This window comes from Arenibacter aquaticus, assembly GCF_003957295.1.
Taxonomy (GTDB): domain Bacteria; phylum Bacteroidota; class Bacteroidia; order Flavobacteriales; family Flavobacteriaceae; genus Arenibacter; species Arenibacter aquaticus.
The window spans coordinates 519,888-544,752 of record NZ_RQPJ01000001.1 but is presented as its reverse complement, the minus strand read 5'-3'; the positions used below and the strand labels follow the sequence as shown (position 1 = coordinate 544,752).

General features: G+C 39.2%; 16 protein-coding genes, 1 tRNA gene and 1 pseudogene. 3 read left to right on the top strand and 15 right to left on the bottom strand.

Translation table 11 applies throughout. The features are described from left to right. Positions 1 to 322: 322 nt before the first annotated feature. The 14 genes from EHW67_RS02105 to EHW67_RS02040 all read right to left on the bottom strand — a co-directional run bounded on the left by EHW67_RS02105 (position 323) and on the right by EHW67_RS02040 (position 21,367). Positions 323 to 1,456 carry a sialidase family protein gene (locus tag EHW67_RS02105; protein ID WP_126160688.1) on the bottom strand — a complete coding sequence of 378 codons (1,134 nt, stop codon included), beginning with the start codon at positions 1,454 to 1,456 and terminating at the stop codon, positions 323 to 325. A 147-nt stretch (positions 1,457 to 1,603) separates the two neighbouring features. Beyond that, on the bottom strand, positions 1,604 to 3,022 hold the full coding sequence (locus tag EHW67_RS02100) for a sulfatase (RefSeq protein WP_158285053.1): 1,419 nt from the start codon (positions 3,020 to 3,022) through the stop codon (positions 1,604 to 1,606). A gap of 32 nt (positions 3,023 to 3,054) precedes the next feature. Next, on the bottom strand, positions 3,055 to 4,701 hold the full coding sequence (locus tag EHW67_RS02095; protein ID WP_126160686.1) for a RagB/SusD family nutrient uptake outer membrane protein: 1,647 nt from the start codon (positions 4,699 to 4,701) through the stop codon (positions 3,055 to 3,057). A gap of 17 nt (positions 4,702 to 4,718) precedes the next feature. After that, positions 4,719 to 8,048, bottom strand: a complete 3,330-nt coding sequence (locus EHW67_RS02090; RefSeq protein WP_126160685.1) for a TonB-dependent receptor — start codon at positions 8,046 to 8,048, stop codon at positions 4,719 to 4,721. Positions 8,049 to 8,167: 119 nt separating this feature from the next. Then, the gene (locus tag EHW67_RS02085; RefSeq protein WP_126160684.1) at positions 8,168 to 9,349 is read right to left on the bottom strand and encodes a FecR family protein; all 1,182 of its coding nucleotides are present in this window, start codon (positions 9,347 to 9,349) and stop codon (positions 8,168 to 8,170) included. Between the two features lie 469 nt (positions 9,350 to 9,818). Then, positions 9,819 to 10,340 (bottom strand): sigma-70 family RNA polymerase sigma factor, encoded by a 522-nt coding sequence (locus EHW67_RS02080; protein ID WP_126160683.1) that lies wholly within the window; start codon positions 10,338 to 10,340, stop codon positions 9,819 to 9,821. Between the two features lie 175 nt (positions 10,341 to 10,515). Continuing rightward, complete coding sequence (locus EHW67_RS02075; RefSeq protein ID WP_126160682.1) at positions 10,516 to 10,755, bottom strand: hypothetical protein; 240 nt, start codon at positions 10,753 to 10,755, stop codon at positions 10,516 to 10,518. 175 nt (positions 10,756 to 10,930) lie between these two features. Next, the gene (locus EHW67_RS02070) at positions 10,931 to 12,313 is read right to left on the bottom strand and encodes a sulfatase family protein (RefSeq protein ID WP_202911892.1); all 1,383 of its coding nucleotides are present in this window, start codon (positions 12,311 to 12,313) and stop codon (positions 10,931 to 10,933) included. A gap of 113 nt (positions 12,314 to 12,426) precedes the next feature. Beyond that, positions 12,427 to 13,605, bottom strand: coding sequence for a glycoside hydrolase family protein (locus EHW67_RS02065; RefSeq protein ID WP_126160680.1), 1,179 nt, complete (start codon positions 13,603 to 13,605; stop codon positions 12,427 to 12,429). Positions 13,606 to 13,973: 368 nt separating this feature from the next. Continuing rightward, a complete protein-coding gene (locus tag EHW67_RS02060) occupies positions 13,974 to 15,191 on the bottom strand; it encodes an exo-alpha-sialidase (protein ID WP_126160679.1) in 1,218 nt (405 codons plus the stop codon). A 153-nt stretch (positions 15,192 to 15,344) separates the two neighbouring features. After that, complete coding sequence (locus EHW67_RS02055) at positions 15,345 to 16,505, bottom strand: sialidase family protein (RefSeq protein ID WP_202911891.1); 1,161 nt, start codon at positions 16,503 to 16,505, stop codon at positions 15,345 to 15,347. A gap of 64 nt (positions 16,506 to 16,569) precedes the next feature. Next, positions 16,570 to 17,748, bottom strand: a complete 1,179-nt coding sequence (locus EHW67_RS02050) for a sialidase family protein (RefSeq protein ID WP_126160678.1) — start codon at positions 17,746 to 17,748, stop codon at positions 16,570 to 16,572. An 87-nt stretch (positions 17,749 to 17,835) separates the two neighbouring features. Then, on the bottom strand, positions 17,836 to 19,617 hold the full coding sequence (locus tag EHW67_RS02045; protein WP_126160677.1) for an L-fucose isomerase: 1,782 nt from the start codon (positions 19,615 to 19,617) through the stop codon (positions 17,836 to 17,838). Positions 19,618 to 19,666: 49 nt separating this feature from the next. After that, positions 19,667 to 21,367: a ribulokinase gene (locus EHW67_RS02040; protein WP_126160676.1), complete on the bottom strand. Its 1,701-nt coding sequence runs from the start codon at positions 21,365 to 21,367 to the stop codon at positions 19,667 to 19,669. Positions 21,368 to 21,658: 291 nt separating this feature from the next. Between EHW67_RS02040 and EHW67_RS02035 the strand changes: the two genes are divergently transcribed. Next, a tRNA-Arg gene (locus EHW67_RS02035) sits at positions 21,659 to 21,730 on the top strand. 405 nt (positions 21,731 to 22,135) lie between these two features. On the opposite strand, the gene EHW67_RS02030 is transcribed toward EHW67_RS02035, so the two are convergent. Continuing rightward, complete coding sequence (locus EHW67_RS02030; RefSeq protein ID WP_126160675.1) at positions 22,136 to 22,594, bottom strand: Lrp/AsnC family transcriptional regulator; 459 nt, start codon at positions 22,592 to 22,594, stop codon at positions 22,136 to 22,138. A 152-nt stretch (positions 22,595 to 22,746) separates the two neighbouring features. Between EHW67_RS02030 and EHW67_RS02025 the strand changes: the two are divergent. After that, a pseudogene (locus EHW67_RS02025) lies at positions 22,747 to 23,874 on the top strand (histidine decarboxylase); the annotation flags it as partial. A 530-nt stretch (positions 23,875 to 24,404) separates the two neighbouring features. Then, entirely contained in the window at positions 24,405 to 24,764 is a 360-nt protein-coding gene (locus tag EHW67_RS02020) for a hypothetical protein (protein WP_126160673.1), read from the top strand. Positions 24,765 to 24,865: the final 101 nt, after the last annotated feature.

Below are 24,865 nucleotides of genomic sequence, written 5' to 3'. Positions count from 1 at the left end.
CATGTGCCAACACATCGTGAATAAAAACAAGGCAAAGCTATCTGAGCCACTTTACTCTAAACTATTCTGGTTGTTTGTTAGAGGATTACCTCAGGAGTAACTACCACTCCCGAGGCTTCCTTCCTAACTAAACCAACTAACTCAAAAAATTAATAAATCATATTCGTTTAATTCTATTTTGATTAAATGTCACTTTAACGTTTAATATCAAGCTAAGCTCTCAGGTTTTAAAATTCAGTTATAGTTGCCAAAAAGAAATATATGTACAACTTTAGAAATAATATGTTCAATTAACCGTTTTAGTCTTTATCTTGGATATATTTCACTCAACTTTTAATTTACCAAAATGTATTTTTGTTCTACTTTGGTCATGGGTTCCGCTATCCCATACGATTCTCAAATCCCCTGGATTTACTTCAATAACTGATGGGTAAGAATTTTTAATTCCTGCATCGAAGAATATTTTTTCGCCAGTCCATTCTTGGTTGAATCGTTTAGTTTTATATTTCAATGTCATACGGCTCGACTTTGGACCGTCATTATAAATATAATAGTAGGTACCGTTAGCCGTTTTTCCAAAGGCAGCTTCAGAAACTGCATTATATAATTTTGGCTCTTCTTTAGGAAAACTCCAAGTTCTCCCGTTGTCTAAACTCGTAGTTGACCATGCTCTTGGGTTATTTAAAGCTTTGTTTCCCTGCATTGTGGATGTACGCATTACCATAGTAAGTTCCCCATCTGTCTCACCTTGAGCTATATGACCCTCATGTACCCAAACATCGTCTGGTTGGGGTACAAAACCTGCGATATCCCACTCTATAAGATTTTTGCTCTTGAGAACGAAATGTACACGAGCACCACCTACCGGCCCGTTATCTAACGAATTTCTATGTGCCGGCAGCAAATAAACTGTCTCACCATTTTCTTTAACAGTAATAATATTGCCGGCGAGAACCAACGAACCGGAATATCCCATGATTGGTTCAACATTGTACCATGACCTTCCTCCATCTCCACTATAAGCAGCTACAAGATACGATTCTTCACTATTTGGTTGATATAAAGGATTCCTCATGGCAAAACACCATAATATGTCTTGCCCCTCCGGCTTAAATAATATTGGATTTGCGTAAGCAAATTGCATATTGCCAAACTTTTCATTTTTGTCGAATATATAATTAGGTGTTTGCCATGTAGATCCGTCATCAGTCGAAACAACGGAAGCAATACTGGCCATGTCAGTCTTACCATGCAAAACTTCCTCATAGGCCACAATCAAATGATTGGGTTTCCACTGAACAATATGTGGGATAGCTAATTTTGCAGCATTCGTTTCCTCAAGTGAACGAATTAACCTTACATCGGTGACATCTCCTTTGTAATCAATGCTCTGCGAAAATGAATGACCATAAATGAGTATTAATAATAGTATTATTATTTTTGATTTATTTGACATATGCGATTGATTTAAATATTATTGGGTGAAATATTTTGTTTTTACCCTTTATAAATTCTTTAATCTTTAAGTTCAAAAAAGGTTAGCAGGTAAGGATTAAAATAAAAACTAGACATCCTTGCTTGTTGTCTTGCCTATTTTTAAAACCTAATGCGTTACCTCCAAATCTGGTACCTGATCAGCATTTTTATTTGGAATGTATTTTTTTAGTTTTTCAATGACCGCTGCATTTTTTTCTTTTCCCGCTACATTAAACCATTCATTTGGATCATTCGAGTGGTCGTACAATTCTTCTGTTCCGTCTGAATACTGTATGTATCGCCACCTTTCCGTTCTAACTGCATGGTTTCCTTTCATATATGTCATTAAAGCCGGTGGAATTTTAATATCCGGATTTTTCAATAACGGCACTAGACTGATACCATCCGTATCTGAGGGAATTTTCAATCCGCATAATTCTGCCAATGTTGGGTAAATAGAAGCCATATCCACTGGTTTATCAATCACCATATGCGGCTTAGTGACTCCGGGAGCAATCACAATAAAAGGAATGTGAGTGGTTTTCTCCCACAATGCAAATTTCTCGAAATGTTCTTTTTCACCTAAATGAAAACCATGATCTGACCACAATATGATAATTGTATTTTCCTTATGAGGACTTTTATCAAGTGCGTCGATGATTTTCCCGATCATATCATCAGCAAACGAAGCACAAGCCTGGTAGGACCGGACATAATTCTTGTAAGCATCTGGATCTTTTTCCAGTGCCTTAACCATACCGCTCCAAAAATGGTCCGAGGGTTTCAACAACTCGTTGGCCCCATCCGGTAGGTCTTTCCTGTCATCAGGCAAAAGCACCGGCATTTGTATTTCAGAAGGGTAACGATCAAAATACTCCTGTGGGGCAAAGAACGGGGAATGGGGTTTATAAATACCCACATTGAGAAAAAACGGTTGATCGAAATTTTGCTCAAGTTTTTGAATAGCATACTCTGCTGTACGGTAGTCTGCCGTTTTGCTGATATCATCGGGCCAAGCACCCCAGTCGAGATTTTTTGAGCCATATTCTTCCAAGCCGTTTAATTTCTGGTCCGGGTAGGGTTCATTGATAGCCATCATCAAAAACTCATTAAACGAAGCATTATCATGATATGCCCAGTCGTTAAAATGATGAAAAACTTTTCCAGAACCACAAACAAAATAGCCATTATCTCTAAAATAGCGTTGAATGGTTTTGGATGCGGGCAGCGTATTTCGCCAGTCCGATTTGTTACCATAAATTCCCGTTTTATGTGGCCGAGTTCCCGTCATTACTGATGCCCGGGAGGGGTTACATGCTGGTGATGAAACATAGGCATGAGTAAAAAATGCGCCGCGTTCAGCCAGTTTAGCGATATTGGGAGTTTTAATAGGATTGCTTTTATTGAATACCGAAGTCCAGTCATTCATATCATCAATCGTGATAAACAGCACATTTGGTTTTTCAGCAGATTGGGAGTACGAATGAAAGGAAGATACCCCTAGAGCTAAAACTACAACTAGTTTTGAAAAGGAAGTTAATGTCATAATTAACATTTAAATTGTTTTCGTGGATAATTTCAATAACCTGGATTTTGCTCTAATTCTGCTCCAAAATTTGCGTCGATTTCTACTTGGGGAATGGGCCAAAGTTCGTGATAGTCTTGAATACTAGTACGAGATGATTCGAAATCTGAATATTTCCTTACCCTTTCCACCAATTTTCCCATTCTGACGAGTGTCCTTCTTCGAGGTTCTTCCGCAATTAACTCCCTTGCGCGTTCGTCGAGTATATAATCTATAGTAACATCACTGGAAGATACAGGTTTTGCATTTGATCTTGATCTTACCATATTAATGTCTTCAGCGGCATTAATCTTATCTCCCTTATTCAAATATGCTTCGGCCCTTAGTAAATAAGTCTCTGCCAATCTATAAACAATCATGTCTTTTGCTGATCGACCATTAGGCTGGGAAGCTGTTGATAACCTTTCTCCTTCAATTTTCCGGATTGTGGGGTAAATGTTTTGTAAAGTATCAACTGCTTCAGTCCTTTCTTCAACTAATTGGCCATAGTAGTTGGAATTAGGATTATTATACCAATACTTTCTCTTAATGTTGTACTCCGAGTTCCTTAAATCGTTATCCCAATTATCTTTCCATATATCATATAGTACATAATTTGTAGGCCGAGTAAATGCAACCCCCCTGGACAAGCTATCAGCAAGTATCATTCCTGATACACCATCGGGATCCGATAGGCGAATATAAAATGGACCCCAAATCCTATGTAACAAATTTTCACCACCACCGGCTATTCCGTCTTCAAATTGCCACACATAAATGGATTCCTTATTCCCGGAACTCCTGTTTTGATTACCTTGTATAAAAAGGTCGGAGAATACATCGCCAGGTTGGTCCATATTTACTCCAAATCGTTCCGTCATCAACTCATAGAGTCCGGAATCAATTACCCGTGAAGCACTGGTAATGGCATTATCATATTCACCAAGACTAATGTATATTTCTGTTAAAAGATGGTCTGCAGCTGCCTTGACAATCCTTCCATCTTTGTCCCCCGACACTGTTTCCGGCAACCATTGTGATGCAAACTCTAAATCTTTTTTGCAGTGTTCATATACTTCTTTGCGCGTGTTACGGGTAAAATCGTTCTTCGGTACTAGATTTAAGGTGTCCATTATAGGGATACCCCCGTATAAATTAGCCAGTAGGTTATGTCCGTATGCCCTGAAAAATTTGGCTTCGGCTACGATTGCATTTTTTTCAGCTTCTGATTCAAATAAATTCGCACTTTCGGGTTTTTCGGCATACGTTATTATGGTATTTGCACGGATTAGTAAAATTCGATAACACCAGCTCCATGTATCTACCACAATATCCCTAGTAGGTGTTAAATATGTACCATATTCCTCCCATTGCGTCTCGAAGGAACTTCCAGCTATCCCCACATCCGTACCAGTCCACTGTGAAGCATGCCACGCCACCCTATTATAACGGGTATGTTCTTGTCTTGCAGCTTCATGGAGAGATACGATGTAGTTATCAAATCCTGCCTCGTTGCTAAATAAAACATCCAAAGAAACCTCGCTTAAGGGGTTTTCTTCAAGAATGCTGTCATCGCACGAAGCAATCAAAGCAATAAAAACAAATGCTATTGTTGCTCTTACTATATTATTCCTTCTCAATTTGTATATTTTATCTTTCATGATTCTCATCTTTTTTATTAAAATTCTATATTGAACCCTACCGATACGGTACGGGGAACGGGAAATTCATTATGTAATCCTCCGGTCTCGGGATCGGTTCCAGGCCACTTTGTTAACGTAATTAAGTTTCTCCCACTTAGATATAATCTCAAATTCTGTATCCCACTCTTTTTAAGAGTATTAGATTCAAAATCATAACTAAGGGAAACGTCTTGTAGCCTTACAAAATCTCGACTTTCATGAAATTCATGTCCAAGGGGGTTATCATACGTAAAAGAAGGTCTCTCATTAGATCTATTTTCAGGTGTCCACCACTGGGAATCAAAAAAATTCCATGGCCGTAACGTACCGAATCTATATGCAGGTCTATACCCAGGGAATTCAGATAACCAACCTAACATTGAATTAACAAAGAATGAAAGTGATATATTTTTGTATCGAAATGTGTTGCCAATCCCTAAACGAACTTTGGGTTCTCCTGTTTGTCCTAAAACAGTTCGGTCATTAGCAGGATCTACTGATCCATCTCCGTTTAGATCCTTGAATTTTGCATAACCTGGCTGATGGCCTGGAGGTAGTTCTTCTCCCTCCTGATAAATTCCGTCGAATACAAAGTCATAGGCAATATTTATGGGTTGACCTATCAGCCATCCATTTCCAATATCATCGTCCTCTTTACCATCTCCATCTACATCTGACCGGTATAAATGTTCTATTCTATTCTTATTAGTTGAAAATACTAGGTTACTATTCCATTCAAAATTGGTGTTTTTAACATTTTGGGTGTTCAATGTAACTTCAACCCCTTTATTGGTTGTGGCTCCCAAGTTAGCAAGGACAGATCTATAACCTGATGCAAAAGGCAATGACCGTCTTACCAGTAGATCTTCAGTTTTCATATCATAATATTCTATGGCTCCACTTAGTCTTCCTTTAAAAAGTTCAAAATCCATACCGATGTTGCTCGAGTATGTTGTTTCCCATTTCAGGTCGGGATTACCCAAGTTATTCGGGATTGATCCAATGGAGGAACTCCCACTGTTGCCGAAAACATATAAAGGGCTGCTAGAAACCATTGTCAAAGATTGGTATGGATTTATTGCCTGGTTACCCACTGAACCGTGAGAAACCCTGAATTTTACATTATCCACAAACGAAATATTTTTCATAAAAGGTTCATCTGAAACTATCCATGCAAATGCGCCCGAAGGGAAAGTTGAGTATTTATTGTTGGCAGCAAATACCGAAGATGCGTCACGACGGGCAGTTAACGTCAATAAATATTTATTCTTTAATCGGTAATTTAGACGAACCATTGATGAAATACCATCGGTTGCACTGGCACTTGACTCGTTAGTAAGGACATTTCCTACTGCTAAATTGTTCCATCCTGAAAAATCCATAGAAAGTTGAACTGCTTTGGCAGTGGTTGATTCCCAACCAAAATGGTTCCTGCCATATAACAATGTAATGTCAAAACCATGATTTTCATTTATTTGTTTGTTATAAGTGAGTATGTTCTCTACAACCCAATCAAAATCTTGACGATTGAATTTTCGAGCACTAGAAGTGTTGGAATCAATATTTGTATTTATAGGGACAAAATTGTAATTGTGCTGCCATCTATAATTTGGTGAATAATTAAACCTATACTTTAGTCCTTTTATGAAGGGAATGTCAATTATACCATAGAAGTTAGCAAAAAGATTATGGTAAATTTCTTCGTTTTCTGTCTTTGTGGCAGTCCAAACCGCATTTGAAAATAAGTTGTCCTCATCAACGTAACCTTGCATTTTAGGTTCACCATTTTCATGATACCAGGTTCCAAATGGGGAAGCATGATATGCCGTGTCGGGATCCGCAGGATTTCCAGAAAGATCCCTTTTAACAAATGTTGCGTTTGTGCCAATCGTGAGCCAATCAGTAACTTTATTCTCAATGTTAACTCTAGCTGATATACGTTTTTGATTATCATTTAAAATCAATCCCTTTTCGTTGATAGCAGCGAATGAAAGAAAATAATTTGTTAGGTCTGTTTTTCCTGACAAATTTAAATCTACAGAATTAATATTTGAGAATTGAGAAATTTCATCCCAAGGGTCGGTAATTACACCATTCCTATAATTCTCAGCCTCAGAAAAGGTTAGATACTCAGTAATTTTATCAGGATCGCCCTCTCGTCCGAACTGGGTTCTTGCATCCAATGTTTTTTGTATGTACCGTTCAGGAGTAAGTAATTGTACTTTTTTGCTCCATTCAGAAATTCCTGAAAAATGGTTTATTCTTATTGTTGGTTTGTCTGTAATCCCTTTTTTTGACGTAATAAGAATTACACCATTGGCTGCGCGTGAGCCATAAATAGCAGTTGCGCTCGCATCCTTTAATATTTCCAAAGACTCAATATCATTGGGGTTAACATCAGCCATGCTGCCATTAAAAAATATTCCATCCAATATTATTAAGGGGCTATTATCACCGCTTAAGGATAATGGTCCCCTTATTAGCATTGTCCCATTCTGCCCAGGTCTGCCATTGTCAGTAAATTGCACTCCAGCAACACGTCCACGAACAGACTGAGTTATATTTGTAATAGGGAGGTTCTCGGTCGTTTCCATATCAACTTTAGATATTGACCCGGTTACATTTCGCTTTGATTGTGTTCCATACCCAATAACAACTACTTCATCCAAACTTGCTGAATCTTCCTTCAGACTTATATAAAGTTCGGTCTGGCCATCAACAGCTATCTCTTGTGTCGAAAAACCAATGTACGAAATAATCAATATTGGCGATTCTTCTGTAAGAGTTATAGAGAAACTACCATTAAAATCTGCGGTAACACCATTTGTGGTTCCTTTTTCAACAATGTTGGCCCCCGGCAAGGGTTGCCCTTTATCATCAGTGATGGTTCCTTTAACAATATTCTGCGGCAATTTTAGTTCTTCTATAATCACACTTTCTTCCTTGCTTTTTGCAGGGATTGCAGTAGGGTGTATTTTTAATACTATTTGTTTGTGTCTAACCAAATAGTAAATTGAAGTGTCCTTAAACAGATTATCAAGAATCTCGGAAATCGTTCTGTGTTTGACTTTTACAGAAACTAATTTTTCTGCATCAATTTTTTTATTATCGTATAAAAATTTAAAATCGGTGAGTGATTCTATTTCTTCAAATACCTTTTGCATAGGTACCCTTTCCAAATTTAAGGTCAACTTGGTCTTTTGGGAATAGGAGTTGGCCTGTACGGTAAAGATTGAAAGGATTAAAAGGATGGTCGTTAGTTTCATGGCTAAACTAAGATTGAACGAATAAGGCCTAGTATAGCCTACCCTATTATTTTTTTCCATAATTTTGTAATGTTTTTAGTTGACTAGTAATAGTTGATTATCGCTAATCGGGAAATGGTGCAACATTTTCCGATTTTTTTATGGATATCAACAGTATTTAATTGATTAAATATTATAAGTTATTCCATAGGCGCTTCGTTTTCTTTTTTAGGTTGATATATTTCAATGTGGTTTTCTATTTTGGTGTACTCAAAGGGTGTTTCTAGTGCAAATGTAGCGAGCACATCATCAATGGATTCTATGTCGAATGTTGCAGTGAAATCTAGGTTATCCAGTTGTTCGTAAGTATTGTTTATGGTAACCTTATAATGGCGTTCCAATTTTTGGATTATATTCTTAAAAGGCATTTTTTTGATTACCAATTTACCATTGATCCAGCTGGTATAGATATCGGTATCCACGGTTTTAATAGTAACATTATCATTTGATCGATTCCAAGAAGCTTGGTGGTTTGGCTTCAATAGACTGGATGTTTCGGTATTATATTCGTTCTCATTATTGTAGAGACTAACAGACCCTTCAACCAAAACAGTGTTTATTTCTTTGTCTTCTGGATAGGCCGAAATATTGAATTTTGTTCCCAATACCCTTACATCCATTTGTCCATTTGTGACTATAAAGGGATGCTCTTTATCCTTATGAACATCAAAGTAGCCTTCGCCGGTCAAGAATACCTGTCTGTTTTGGCCCTTGATAAATTTTGCTGGATATTTTAAAGAGGAGCCGGCGTTTAAGTATACTGTGGTGCTGTCCGAAAGTATGAGTTTAAATGTTTTACCATTGGGTACAGTTAACACATTAAACGAGAGCTTGTTAATTTCGGAATTGTTAAGATAATTAAGTTGGGTGCCATTTTGTATGCCGAGAATTTTTCCAGCACTATTGGTTATAGTTTGAATCTTTTCGGTAGATATTTGCTGAATTTCTCCATTATCCAACTGCAAGGTTATGGAATCTGCATTGATAAGTTCCACAGACTTTTGAAGGGCTGTTTGCCAGTACCATATAGCTGCAAAGAAAAGTCCTATAAAAATGGCAGCATACTTATATAATTGGATGAGTTTAAGTCTTTGTGAACCTAATTTTTTTATTTTAGAAACCTTTAATACATCGTTCCAAGCTGAATCAATATCAATGTCATCTACTTTAGATATTATTTTTCCGTCATTATGCAGTGACTGAAGTCGTAAAAAAAGATTTCTATTTTCATTAGATTTTTTTATCCAATTATCAAAATACTTCTGTTCTTCAACAGAGATAGTTTTATTGAGCTTCTTTACAAGTAGTTGGGCAATTTCCATATTAGCTTTTTTGGATAAAGACTAAATTATATTGGTCTCTTATAGTTAAGAGCCAAAAAAAACAAATAGGGTGATGTTTAATTAAGAAAAAGTAAATGTAAATGTAGAATCAGTTTTATAAGGGGAGGGAATAATTAGTAATGGTGTTCAATTTTTTGAATTAAATTTTTGATCGGTGTACTTTTATATCGGGGTCATCTACTTTTGAAATATCATAGCCATTATTGTAGAATATTTTTAAACGTAAAAACATAAATCTATGATTATCAGATTGATGGATCCAATTATCAAACACTTTCTGTTCTTCTACAGAAAGTGTTTCATCAAGCTTCTTTACAAGTATGTGGCCTATTTCCATTGTTTTTCTTATGCGTTGTCAGATTATTTATTATGACTGCCTAATAATAGAATCCGAAATAAGGAAATAGGGTGACGTTAGAACGAAAAAAATAGTAATAGATGGATTTATCTAATTTTCGAATAAGAAAAGAAAAAATAAATAATAGTTTTTTAAATCGGATCTTAAGATTTTATAGGCCTTTTTCATCTGGGTTTTTACAGTGTTCACTGAAATACCCAACTGGTCCGCTGCAATACTGTATTTATACCCGTCCAATGCACAAAGTTCAAAAACGCTCTTGCATCTAAGCGGTAAATTATTTATTGACTCTTGTAGTATGGAAGCCCGATTTGTTTCTTGTTTTAAAGGCTCTTCCTCCAAGGGTATGGACAAACAGTTTTCATCTAAGGATTCAATTTTTTTGGTACGCGAAATATATTTAATGCTATTGTTTTTTATAGCCCTCCAAACATAGGCATTAATGTTTAGAAGTACTTTGTTGTCCTCCTTAGTCAATACTTTTACAAAGACATCCTGGACAATGTCTTCGGCAATTTCCCATTGGGATACATAACTGTACGAAAGCAAACAATAAACACGATAGTTTTTTTTAAATAATTGTTCTATTTTAGTTTGCTTTTGGAGTTTCATTGTTAAAATGAATATGGTTTTTGTTGATTGGTTTAGTTATATTACGCAAATTGTATGTGGTCAAAGAAATTCTGTGACCTTGGTATAGTTATTTGCTTTATCGATTAAGCTATATTAAATATTATTTTTTAAAAAAACAACTTTATTTTGCGTTAATTTTATTTCTGTTCAGCTATTACCGTCTAATCGTTAAGGAATGTGGGTTAAAAATAGATAATTGATAATAAAGATTTGTTGTGTTCTTTGTGCGAATTCTTTGCAAATTATCCAAATCCGTAATCTTAATTTTCACCTCTTTAATTTTCTGTTTGGGATCTGTGGCAAAAGCTACCAATAAATGTCCCTCGTGCTCCAATATATTCGGGTAGCCAATGTGTCTTCCTGCATATAGATAGCTTAGTGAGGTAATTGCCATGCCCAGAGACCTAAACCTAAAAAAGCGTAATGTTTGGATTGTTAGACCCAACAATTTCAAAACCCTTTAGCAGGGAGTTCCTCAATGAATTGGAAGTACTAATATTGGAACTCGGGAATAAAGCAAATAAGCTTAATACTACAATTAAATTAATAAGATTTTCATATTTATTAGGTTAAGGTCTTTGAATGGATCCCAATAAAGGGTCTCCAATCTCTTCCATTTTTTTATAGATTTTATCAGTCAAATCAGTTATAACTCTATTGACTTCAATCGAATTTTGCTCGATTAAATTAATTCGTTCATCTGGATCTTTTGCAAGATGGTAAAGTTCATCCCTTGTTGGATCCTTAAAGTCTTTAACCAACTTCCATTCGGCTGTGCGATATGAACGCATCAAAGCGTTACTATAATTGATCATACTATATTCTGTATACAGATCGTTGTCCCAATTTTTAAGTTTTTGTCCTTTCAGAATAGGAACAATACTTCTTCCCCTCAAAACTTTGTTTTCAGGGATATTGGCTCCTGCCATTTCCAGCACAGTTGGATACCAATCCATATTAGTAAATGTTTCCTTTACTCGTAATCCAGGTTCAATAACACCGGGCCAACGGATTATTACAGGAACATGAAGCGACTGGTCATATAGATTTGGTCTGGAATTGGCAGCCAGGTTCTCAGTTGCGGGGTGGTCCTGCTTCGTGATCCAATACCCATTGCCCTTGTGCTCAATTCCATTATGCCCCATATTATAACCATGGTCAGAAGTGAATATCACTATCGTGTTAACGGATAAGCCCAAATCCTCTAGTTGCCTAAGTAGCTTACCTACATTTCTGTCTACTCCAGAGGAACTAGCCATATACTCTTTCATTTTGGTTTTGACTTTAACTATGTCCAGATCAGGATAATTAGGATGAGGGACTTTCATATCCTGGTCCCCATAGGGAGCCCAATCCTCATCAGCTACCGGTAACCATTTAGCATGAGGCGATCTATAGTGAACACTAAGTAGAAAAGGATTTTCTTTATTATTCTCCAAAAATTGCAAGGCTCTATCGGTCAAAATATCTACTGTTAATCCTTTCATTTTTCTGATAACGCCATTTTCTTCCAAATTGGGATCTATAGGCGACTCACCTCCACCGGTAATACCCATAAAATATTCATACCCTTGATTAGTTGGATGAAAATGTTGGTCAGCCCCGGGTTCTGTCCAGTCGCCCAGATGCCATTTCCCTATTAAGCCTGTTTTATAGCCCGCTAATGAAAGTACTTCAGGGAAAGTGATACTGTTTGGGTCTAGTCCCTGTGGTTTCTTAGGGTCATACAATCTGTGGCCCGGCTGAGGGATAAAATCCAAAATTCCATATTCTGATGCATACTGGCCTGTCATAAGAGAGACTCTTGATGGACTGCATACAGGTGTGGTGACATATGCATTTTCAAAAAAAGCACTCTGTTTTGCTAAGAGATCAAGATGCGGTGTAAAAGCCTGGTTATTCCCAGAGGCGCCCAATGTCCAATATGCCTGATCATCGGTATAGATGAACAAAATATTAGGCTTTTTTGACTGTCCATGTGTTTTTGAAGCATAACAACAAACACATAAAATTATCAGAATGTATTTCCCCATTGTACCTTTACATAATGTCATAAAACAATAGATTATAAATGTTTTCTGAATTTCTTAATACGATGAAAGGTTAGGAAATTTGCATCATGGTTATTTCTGGCCCCACCAACTCCATCGTCGTATGCTGTTCTCGATAAAAATATGATGTCTTTACCATCAAATTTCCAATCAACGTATTGAAATCCATGCTTTACGATGTCGGGATGTTGCAAAAGCACTTTCCTTTGCGTCCAATTAACTAGATCTGGAGAAGAATATAATGCCTGTGTATTTCTGATACTGGCGGGATTTTTACCATTAATATCCCTCTTGATCTCTTCGGGAATCACGTTCGCTATGGTCCAGTATAGTTCAGTTGCTTCATCGTATCGGATTGTGAATTTTTTACTGCCACCGGGAAACGCTATAAAACCTGTCTTAGGATCAAATGTTGCCAAAGTACCATCAGCACTAATTTTAACTCTCGCTGCTTTTTCCTCTAATGTGGATCGGTCATCAACACGCAATATATCCCACATTTGTCCATCCTTATCAACCACAGCATTACCTTCTAGCCAGCCGCCAAAATTCCCATCAAGGTAGGTTGAATCATAATATAGAATGTTACTGGAAGTCCAACTATCCGCATTCAATAAATCGGCATCAACAGGAGCTGAAAGCATAAATGCCCCATATCTTTTCCCCCATTTTTTTATTGGGCCCATTGCACTTTCCATAGCTCTCCAAATTCGTCCGTTGTGTTCAATTATTGGCATAGGAGCACAGTGATATTCCCCTTCTAAGATTAGCCCATTAGTGCCATTAGTAGGATTCGTCCAGGATTTTCCGCCATCTTCTGATAGTCTAACAAGCGTATTTCCATGATGTCTATCCGTACCTAAGAACCAAAGTTTCCCCTGTCTCACAAATAATTTAGACCAAAATGCACCATCAATTTCTGCTATTTGGACCCAGGATTTCCCTCTGTTCTTAGAGGTGTAAATCTTAGATGTTGCGCGCACATGTTCATTGGACTCAGGTCCAAAAAAATCATGAGAAGCAACATAGTTTCCATTTGGTAGAATCGCCAAGCTAGGGGAGCCAATATATTTACCTGAAGATGCAGGGCTATAGGCCACGACTTTTCCTGGCACCTTGGAATCGTCGTATTGCTGGGCAGTTAAGGAAATACTGCTAAAAAAATAAATTAGAATTAATATGATTTTTTTCATTTTGGTTAATTGTTATAAGTGTTTATAATTGAAATTTTTCTGTTATTAAATCTGACCTTGTAGGCGAGCATAGATGAGGGGAATAATAGGTTTTGGTCTTAATTTACCCATTATTTGGTGTAAATAATGGCTTAAAGATAGGTAACTGGGCATTGCGGTTATTGCGCGAAGTCATCCGCAAGTATAAATACCACATTTAATTTGTCAATATCTACTTGACCTAAAGCTTGATAGGTGAAAAAAATAAAAAGTAGAAAAGATGGAAATTTTTTAAAAATAGGTGTCATTTTAATTGGGTATATGGTGTTTTCCGATAATGATGTTTAAATTTCAATAATTCCCTTTCTTAGGCTATTCAACTTCTATATCTAGTCCATTGTAATTTTGTCCAAATCCGAAACCTTAACTTTCAGCACTTCTATTTTTTGTTTGGCATCCCCTGCAAAGGCTATCAATAAATGTCCGTCGTGCTCCAATACATGAGGGTAGTCAATGTGCCTTCCTCCTACCAGATAGCCCATTTTTGTGAAGACCATACCATCGTCACTTAAAGCCAAGGTTAAAGGATCCCTCTTTTTATAATTGGAATTGGAGACCAGGACATATCTTCCATCCTGCAATTGTAGGCCGTGAAATTTGGATCGGGCATCCGGAAAGTTGGTTTGTACCGGTGAACTCCAGCTACGGCCATTGTCCGTTGAAAAGGAGCGATACAAAAACCCGCTTTTGCGATTGTCCCTAAATAGTGCCATTAAATTTTTATTATCGGGTAAGATCCACCAATAGGGTTCCTCCGCTTCCAGATGCGTACTTGATCCAAAAACTGGGTAGACTTCCCATTGGTCAAAATTGTCTTCAGCCCCTACCATAAAATCGACACCTTTTTCAGCATAGTCATAAGACCTACGTGACATTAACCATTCGCCAGTAGGCAATTTCTTGGGCGGAAAATTATTGATCGCATTTTCCATAACCACTCCGTGGTACTCCCATGATTTGGATTCCTTCTTCCACCTAAAGGCATGTAGGCTTAGGGATGGACCAAAAAATCCTGCAGCCTCGTCCAATGAGGCCAAAGCCAGAAATTCACCTCCGTACTCCCAAAACCCTCTGGAAATCCATCTGAGGCCCTGGTCTGTCCTAGTGTTGTAATGCGGGGATTCCGGCCCTGAACCTTCGGGATAAATGGTTAGGAATTTTGGTTTGTCCCATTGCAGACCATCCGTGCTGGTGGAATACTTTACTACTTGGCCCACTCTATCTTCAACTCCAGGGCCGTCGCTCCACATAAGCCAATACTGATCGTCATAGAATGCTAAGTAATTGTGTTGGTTTACTCCATCTGGGGTAACATCGCTTACCACGGTATGCGCAACAGGGATTTTGGGAAGGTTGTCAAAATTAATTTCATGGGGGTCTTGGAACCAATCGCCATCCAACATCAATTTGGATTCTGGATTGGTCACGGGATCTGGGTAGTCATTGGTTTTATTTTCTTTGCAACCTAAGAAGATGAGGGTAACGGTAAACAACGCCAAATTAGCTGCAGTGAAATACAATTTTATTAAACCCTTTAAGTTTTTCATCTGTTTAAAATTATAGTTTATCATAGGTCAGCTGGAATTCGCCCTTGAACATCTTGGCTGGTGTCAAGAATTGTTATAGCTCATTTCATATTGATTTTTTGATAGTCATATTTGTTCCCGTTTTGGTCCAATCATCCTTTTTCCGCCGTGGATTTAAAGTTTCTTAGGATCTATGACCACGTGTTTTACCGATTGTCGTAAATAGGTATAGGTAATGTGCACCATGCCATCCTTGGTCTGGATGATGGCTGGATAGGAATAGCCTGCTCTGGCGGGTTTATTTTCCAAGGTCATTACCGGTTTCCAATTGATGCCGTCATTTGATATGGCCAGGTTTAGCATGTTTCTTCCCTTGGGCTCTTCACCCTCTTTGGTGGTGTGATTGTATATAAGTAATTGTCTGTTGTCTTTTAGGGTCACGGCATCTGTTCCTGAATTGGGGTTTGGAAGTTCGGTGGCTGTCATTTTACTCCAGGTCCGTCCCTGATCCTCGGACCAACTTTGGGAAATTACATTTTGTCTTGTTCTGCACAATACCTGCATTTTCCCATCGGGATAGGTGAGGATACTGGGCTGTATGGCGTCAAATTCCTTTCCGTCGTTTATTGGCCCTACCACTTCCCAAGTCTTGCCATTGTCCTTGCTTATTTCAAAGTGGACCATCCAATCCACATCGCCATCTTCCAATTTAATTTCTGTACTTGTAGGGCTAATGATTGTTCCGTCTTCCAACTGAATCGGTTTGTTTTTTACGGGGCCCAATAAATGTCCAATTTTTTCATCTGTTCCCATTTTTTCTGGCTTGGACCATGTTTTTCCGTCATCGGGCGAAGTAATTAGCATTCCCCACCAGGTTCTTGGATCGGGCCCTTCCTTATAAAACAACATCAGGGGCCCTTGCTTTGGCTGAAATAGCACGGGATTCCACAACGGATACCGCAAGGTGTCGTTCTGTACGCCATTCACCACTTCTTCTGGCCAGGTCCATTTGCCATCCACCATTCGCGATACCCGGATCCCCACATCGGGATTTTTCTCATGGGTACCGGCAAAAAAAGCACTAACAAGACCGGAAGGGGTCTCCACTATGGTAGAGGCATGGCATTCAGGAGTGGGTTTGTTGTCCAATGGGTAGATAAGCTCCCCACTGAGGTAAGCGCCTTGCCCGGGTTGGGACAAGGGAGGTAGGGTAAAATTACCGGTAATGTCGTTGCCATTTTTGGTTTCTTCTGTGGTTACAGTTTTCTCTGTTTTGTTCTTGCAGGAAAAAACCATAAAAGTCAAAACTGGAAGTAAATAAATGATACGTTTCATAGTTGTTTGTGTTTTGTAATTCAATTGAAAATGGATAATTGAAAGCTGTGGTCCTGTTATCTGTTTAATTGGTTGGAGGATCCCAAATAGTAGCGGCAATATAGCGTTCGGGACCGGTTTGTTTGTCCATAAAATAATAGAGGGCCACAATTTTGCCGTCTGCCCGCTGCACCACCCTTGGGTAGCCCAGGTCTTTGCCGGAGCCATCATCGCGCAGCACATAATCCTGGCTCCAGGTCCTTCCGTTGTCTGCACTGATTTTAGCCCTGATCTCACTCTTGTCCCGCTTGTTTTTGATATCCTCCTCCAAGGCCCTGTATCCATAGATCAAACATATTCTTCCATCTTTCATTTTAACCATGGCTGGGGGATTTCCCTGACCACAATTTTCTACCGGGTTGGGCAAAGGGCTCCAAGTTGCTCCATTGTCCTTAGACAAGTAGGCATCAATAAATCTACGGGATGCCTCCCTTCTGCGTGTAGTGACCAATATTTCTGTGTCCGATATTCTAACTGAAGCGGGCATAATGGAAAATCCATCCGGTTCCGCTCCTATCCATGATACAAATTTCCAGTTTATGCCACCATCGGTGGTTTTTACGCACATCACACGGCCTTCCTTCCTATTGTCTTTGGCGGCAGTAAGAAATAGCATACATTCATTTTTACCGTCAATGATATAGTCGGTCCTGGCTCCTATACCGGGCGTTCCAAAATTGGGAAGAGTAAATGGGCCGATCCAGTCCTTTCCTCTGTCATAGGAATGCCATATGCGCGATTCTGCACCATTGTGGTCTGTCATGCGCACCGTAAAGGCCAGATTGGGGTGGGTGAAATTAATTTGTTGGGCTGGAATAGGCTCAGGGGCCTTTATATCTTTTCTAATAAGGCCGTGATAACTTCCGTTATCGGGAACTACAAGGTCTCCTTCCCTGGCGCCTGGATCTTCCAGCTTCCAAGTTTCTCCCCCGTCAAGACTGCGGGCAAGTACATGGAGTTCCGGATTTTCTTTATCAAAATTATGACGATCGGGACCCAAATCCTTGTATTGGCCCTTTGAAAAACCTACCAGGATCTCATCGCCCCAATTCCATACCCCATGGTTGGCCGGCCAACCGCCAAACATGCCCTCTTCATAATATACTTTTACATGCTTAACCTTTTTCTGGAGTTTTTGACCATAGAAATTTGCTGTCAGGAATATTGACATTAGCATTAGGATTAGGCTGAAATTGATTTTCATGTTGTATTTATTTAGAGGGTATGCTCCTATTTTTCAAGTCATAAAATCCGGTTGTTTCTTCCGACTATTTCCGTCCACCCTTCTTTTTTAATAGAGGGGTCCGTAATTTTTACACGCTCTATAATCGGCTGCCTCCTGGTCCATTCCAAAAGAGGTCCAATCTTTGGGTCTAAATATTTTTTCGGGCTCTACATTGTGCATGTTTACGGGTATTCTTAGCATGGAACAAAGTGTTATGATTTCGTCACCAAAATGTCCATAACTGAAGGCACCGTGGTTGGCCCCCCAATTGTTCATAACGCTGTAGACGTCCTTAAAGGCCTCACTATTGTTTAGTCTAGGTGCAAACCAAGTGGTGGGCCAGGTAGGATTGGTTCTTTCGTCCAATGTTTGGTGTACCGCATCGGGCAGCTCTACTGTCCACCCTTCTACAATTTGCATTACGGGTCCCAATCCTTTTACCAAATTGATCCTACACATGGTTACAGGCATTTCGCCTTTGGTAACAAAGTGGGAGGAGTATCCTCCACCGCCAAAATATTCGTACATGGCGGGTGGCCAATCTGTAGCTTCCAGGCATTTTTCGGCCTCGGCCTCGGATATCTCCCAATAGGGTTTCATGGCGGGTTGTCCGTTTATTTGCTGTTGCCCCGTACCGTCCAGTGTTGAAGAGCCGGAATTGATCAAGTGAATAATGCCATTGGCGGCCTTGCCCTGTAATTTGTGGCCGGTAACCCTTTCCACAGAAGATGGGCTCCAATAGGTCCGCACATCGGAAAACATCTGCGCCTGATTGGTCAATAAGTAGCCAAACAACATGGAGATGCCGTTAAGGCTGTCATTTTCCGTGGCCATCATATAGGGGGGGCGTATTCCGTTCCAGTCAAAGGAAGAGTTTAATATGGCCTCCATAAAATCACCGTTGGGCATATAGTCGTTCCACTGGCGTTGTCCTTGGAAACCTGCTGCGATGGCACCGTGTCCCAAGGCTTCTTCGCCAAAGCCCTGTGCTGCCAATTTTGGGTTGCCTATCATAATATCTCTGGAAATCAAGGTCATTTTTATTACGGTCTCCCATTCCTCATCCATACGCTCCCTGGATTTTTGTAGGTCCTTGGCATTGTAATTTTTGCCTTCCTTGCAATGTGCCTTGGTCCATTCTAGGGCTTTTTCAAACTCTTCATGGTCATAAATGCCCAGTTGCATCCTGCGGTTTACCTCGCTCATATCTACGTATTCATTGCGCATTCCCAAGTAATTTTGAAAGAAGTTTTCATCAACTATAGATCCGGCTATTCCCATGGAAACAGCTCCAATAGATAGGTAGGATTTACCGTTCATCATGGCTACTGCCAAGCCAGCCTTGGTAAATTGTAATAAGCGCTTTTTAACGTCTTCCGGGATGTTCGTATCATCGCTTTCCTGCACCTCTTTGCCATAGATGCTAAAGGCTGGTACTCCCTTTTGGGCATGTCCCGCCAAGGCTGCAGCCAGGTAAACGGCCCCTGGCCTTTCTGTACCATTAAACCCCCAAATTGCCTTTGGACGGGTGGGGTTCATATCTATGGTCTCGGTCCCGTAACACCAGCAAGAAGTTACGGTGATAGACAGCCCAACACCTTCCCTAAGAAATTTTTCCTCACATTGTTGTGCTTCTGGAACCCTCCCTATAGTGCTGTCTGCAATGACACATTCTACAGCGGTGCCATTGTAGTTTTTAAGGTTTGTGGAAAGAAAATTGGCTACCCTTTGGGCCATGGCCATGGTAGTTTCTTCCAAGGACTCCCTAATTCCGCCCAAACGGGCATCTATTACAGGTCTGATCCCTACTTTTGGTATGGCTCCTAGGTGGTTGTGATTATTTTGCATTTTCTCTAATTTTTGTTTGGTTATTATATGTTTCTTTAATTGTATTTTACTAAGTGTTGGTTGAGGTGGCTTTTCCCAATTCTTGTTTCTCTATGAAATGGGCCAATTCTGAATACTTGGAGTATAGGGCGGTATACTTTTTTACATTTTCGGGATTGGGGAAGTACTCTTTTTGAAAGCCGCTGCCCATTGCGTTCTGGGCATCCAAAAAAGAATTATGTATGCCTGCCACTACGGCGGCTGCCATGGTAGCACCCAGTGCACAGGTCTGTTCCGATTTAATAACCCTTATTGGGAAGTTTAGAACATCGGCCAGAATCTGCATTACAAATGCCGACTTTTGGGCCACTCCTCCAATTGCGATCACTCCATCAATGCGTACCCCTTCCTGAAGAAACTGGTCTATAATTTTTTTGGAGCCAAATGCGGTGGCTTCTACCAAGGCCCTAAATATGTGGGGGGCTGTTGTGCCCAAGGTTAACCCCTGTATGGCCCCTTTAAGGTTCTGATTGGAGTTAGGGGTTCTCCTACCGTTCATCCAATCCAGTGCCACGGGAGCAGATTCCTGAATTTCTATTTCGCTTGCAGCTTCACTTAATTGTAATAACAGTTTATGGGGCATTTCTTCTATGAGGACAGCCTTGGTATGTTCGTCCAGCAGTTCGCTTTTATCTACTATTTCTTGCGCTGGCCATAGCAGGATATCCCTGTACCAGGCATAGAGATCACCAAAGGCCGATTGGCCTGCCTCGAGTCCTATCATATTGGGAAGGATGGAACCATCTACTTGGCCGCAGATGCCGCGAACAGATTTGTTGCCAATCTCATCTGATGGGGCAACGATCATATCACAGGTAGAGGTTCCTATGACCTTTACCATTTGGTATGGTTTTATAGCGCCACCAATGGCCCCTATATGTGCGTCTATAGATCCGGTACCTATAATTACCTCTTGTGGCAGGCCAAGGATATCTGACCATTCCTTGGAAAGGGTCCCTGCGATTTGATCGGAAGTATGGGTGTCTGTATACAGTCTGTCCCTCAAGCCGGATAGTAAAGGGTCTAAGTTTGTCCAGAATTCTTCAGGGGGCAATCCGTTCCAATCGGCGTGCCACATAGCCTTATGTCCTGCCGCGCACCTGCTTCTTTTTAGGGTCAAAGGGTTGGTGTTTCCAGTGAGCAAGGCCGGAATCCAGTCGCAGTGTTCTACCCAGGAATAGGCGGCTTCCCTAACGGCAGCGTCTGCCCGTAGGGTATGTAGGATCTTTGCCCAGAACCACTCAGATGAGTATTCGCCCCCACTGTATTTGGTGTAGTCTTGGCCCGTTCCACTGTGCGCCAGTTGGTTTATTTCACGGGCTTCTGCTATTGCGGTATGGTCTTTCCAAAGGATGAACATGGCGTTGGGATTGTTCTCAAAACCTGGTACCAATGCCAAGGGAACAGCCTCCTTGTTAACCGCCACTGGGGTAGAACCAGTAGTAGCTATTGAAATGGCCGCAATACCATTTATAATTTCCTTGGAAAGGGGTGCTGTAATATCTTTAATGGTTTGCTGAATCCCTTCTATATAATCCAACGGGTGCTGCCTAAACTGATTTGCCGATGGGTTGCAGTACATTCCCTGACTCCATCGTTTATAGGGGGCAACGGCCTGAGCTAGGATATGTCCATTGCTACAATCTATTAGTATGGTCCTTACGGAATCTGTGCCGAAGTCGACCCCAATGGTATATTTCCGGTTGTTCATTATATGCTTGCTTTTGTTGGATTTAAAATAAATTTAAACGTTTAAGCAAGCAATGTAAAAAAATAACTTCATATAGTTGTTATGATTGCACATTTTTAACAAATAGGGGTGTTTTATAGGAATACGATAAAATTGTTGCTAAAAAAAGATAATTATGCATAGGCCTGCTGTTTATTGTGATGAAATATATAAACTGAAGTAGATATTCGAAAACAATCCTTGAAGTATTGATTGTTTTTATGAAATAAATTTTATTTTTGCAGCCGCAGTTTAAAGCAATTAACTGCCAATAGCCTCATAGTTCAACGGATAGAATAGAAGTTTCCTAAACTTTAGATCCAGGTTCGATTCCTGGTGAGGCTACGAACCAGTCGTGCACAGCACGAAAGGCGTCAGCCTGTGAATCGAAGCCTGTGCTGAGCGTTGTCGAAGTGATTCCTGGTGAGGCTACGAACCAGTCGTGCACAGCACGAAAGGCGCCAGCCTTTGAATCGAAGCCTGTGCTGAGCCTGCCTGCGGTAGGTAGGCGGAGTCGAAGTGATTCCTGGTGTGGAAAAACCAGAGGTGTGCAGTAAGACGGAAAAAGGAAAAAAATTGAAATAGGCATTTGGGATTTAAGTGGCTGCCTTAACATAATACTTTTCATGTTCTCTAGGTGATATGTACTAAAGTATGACCCAATCACAAAATCTGTAAATGACTTGCCCTGATTCTGGAAAAGTTACGTTCGTGCCAGCAATAGGTCATAGCTGAAACGCTCTAATCCATTTATTGGAAAGATAACCTCTTATTTATTTGATGAATCACAAATGAACTTTGAATATTTGAAATAATATCTAAACGAGAAATTTTTCGGACTATGAAATTTTCAAAATCATTCATATTGCCCAGGACCACCTTTAATAAATAGTCATGACCTCCAGTTACATAGATAATTTCCTCTACTTCACTTAGGGTGGAAACAAATTCCTCAAATTCTTTAAAATATTTTTCTTGATGCTTTGTTAGGGTCACAGTACAGTAAACCGTAAGTCCTTTTCCCAATGCAATAGGATTTACAACGGCGACATATTTATCAATGACCCCTTGAGCTTCCAGCTTTTTTATTCTTTCACGAATTGGAGTAATCGAAAGATTTAACTTTTCGGAAAGTTCTTTAATTGGTTGTTTGCAGTCTTTTTCAAGTTCTGCAAGTAATCTTAAATCTATTTCATCTAGTTTTTCCATAGTTTATTAATCTATTTTCCATTCAAGGATATTTATAGAGCATAACATAAAACTAATAATTTGTGTTTTAGCAGTTTTAAAAACCAAATATACGCAATGTTTAGTTCAAATCGATTTAATAAATATAATTTTACAGTTCTTTAAAACAAAAAAATATGAAGTTGATAGAAGAAGTTTTTGGCAAAATAAGTGATAGCTCTAAAGAATTTTTGGGCTATCCGCTGGCCAAAGATTTTGATTATAGACAATTCGCACCTTTTCTAAATGTATGCCTAAACAATATTGGCGACCCAGAGTCCCCCTCAACTCTTCTGTTCCACACGAAGAATATTGAAAAAGAAGTGGTCGCTTTTTTTGCGGATATTTTGTCCTCTGACATGGAAAAAACATGGGGTTATGTAACCAATGGAGGAACGGAAGGAAATCTTTATGGGCTGTACTTGGCAAGAGAAAGTTTTCGCAATCCGATAGTATACTATAGTGAAGCCTCTCATTATAGTGTAAAAAAGAATCTACATCTTTTAAATATTGATAACATTGTGGTTAGAAGCCAAGATAACGGTGAAATGGACTATGAAGACCTAGAAACTTTATTATCTATGAATAGGCATAGACCTGCTATATTTTTTCTTAACATAGGAACTACTATGAAAGAGGGCATTGATGACTTGGATCGCATAAAAGAAACAATTCGCAAATATTCTATTAAAGATTATTACATTCATTGTGATGCGGCATTTTTGGGTTGTATAGCACCATTTATTGAACCAAAACCAAAATTCGATTTTTCGGAAGGAGTTGATAGCATAGCTATTTCCGGGCATAAATTCATTGGTAGTCCAATTCCCTGTGGAATAGTTTTGGTTAAGAGAAAACATAGAAACCGAATTGTAAATTCGGTCTCCTATGTTGGTACATTGGACACCACAATAACCGGGTCTAGAAATGGGTTAACACCTTTGTTTTTATGGAGTTTTATTCAAAAGCACGGCAAAAAAGGCTTGGCTAAAAGAGTTGAAAATGCCATTGAAATAGCCGATTACGCTGAAGAAAAATTAAAAGGACTTGGAGTAAATGTTAGGCGAAACCCCAAGGCTTTGACCATTGTTTTTGATAAACCATCCGCTAAAATATGTTCTAAATATCAGTTGGCAACCGAAGACAACATTGCTCATATTATCTGTGTTCCAGGCATCGATAAAAACCATATTGATGCTTTTGTTTCGGATTACACAGCTGAATTAATAATAACAAAAACAATTGAAGAGCCAGTTTATTAAACCAATAAAAACGGTATAGGACTATCTCGAAGCGGGTAAACCCCGTAACGCAGCCAGTACTGGTGTTGACTCAATGGCTTGTCTCAGAACCTTTTGGATTTCAAGTTCTATTTTCGGAGGTAATGGCGGAAAGTAATTATACGGTTCTTTTAGGTGATACATGGATTCCACATATGCTATAATGATTGGATAGCCGGATGGTATTGCGTTCAAAAAAAATGACGTCCCGTATTAAAACATTTAAACGCAACGCATTTAGTTTAAATAGGATGCCTGTTTATATGTTTTTGTTGATCCAGAATTATATGGAAAAGGCTACAACAGTATAGTTAAGGTTTATTAAAATCTTGTAATTGGATGCGAGCTATTTAACAAATTCACCTTTCTAAGAAATCAGCTTCAACCAATGATCTGTTTCAGTTTTTGTGTAAACCAGATTTTTATCAGGTTAATTATTAAATAGTTAGAGCAAAGCTGCTACTATTTACTTTGCTAATTTTATTATATGTTAATTTTAAAATTACACATAAATGATAACTAAAAATAAGAATAAAGAAAGGAACCCCAATTCTAACGGCCTGGATAATAGGGTTCAACAAAACCGTGGACTTAATGAGGTAAGAAGCCCCAAAGAACATTCAAATGATGAAATAGGGAAACCGGTGGACAACGGAGGTGTTGAAACTTCAAAATTTGATACTCATTTGGAAAAGCAGTGGTTGGCCGTACGGGATGATTATCTTGCTAATTTTCCAGAACTAAGCGATATGGATACCAGTTATGATAAAAACAGCTTGGAAACCTTAATTGCCAATCTGGCCAAAAGAAGAAAGCAAACATCGGAGCAGGTACAACAGGAAATAATGAACTGGCCTTCTTCCAAAAAATAGCTGTTTCGTTTTACTGCCTTGTATTATGAATTCTACAGCATTTACCCGGCATGGCAATAGGAACTCTTTTTTGTTAGTTGCAGGCCTAAACAAAATACTGT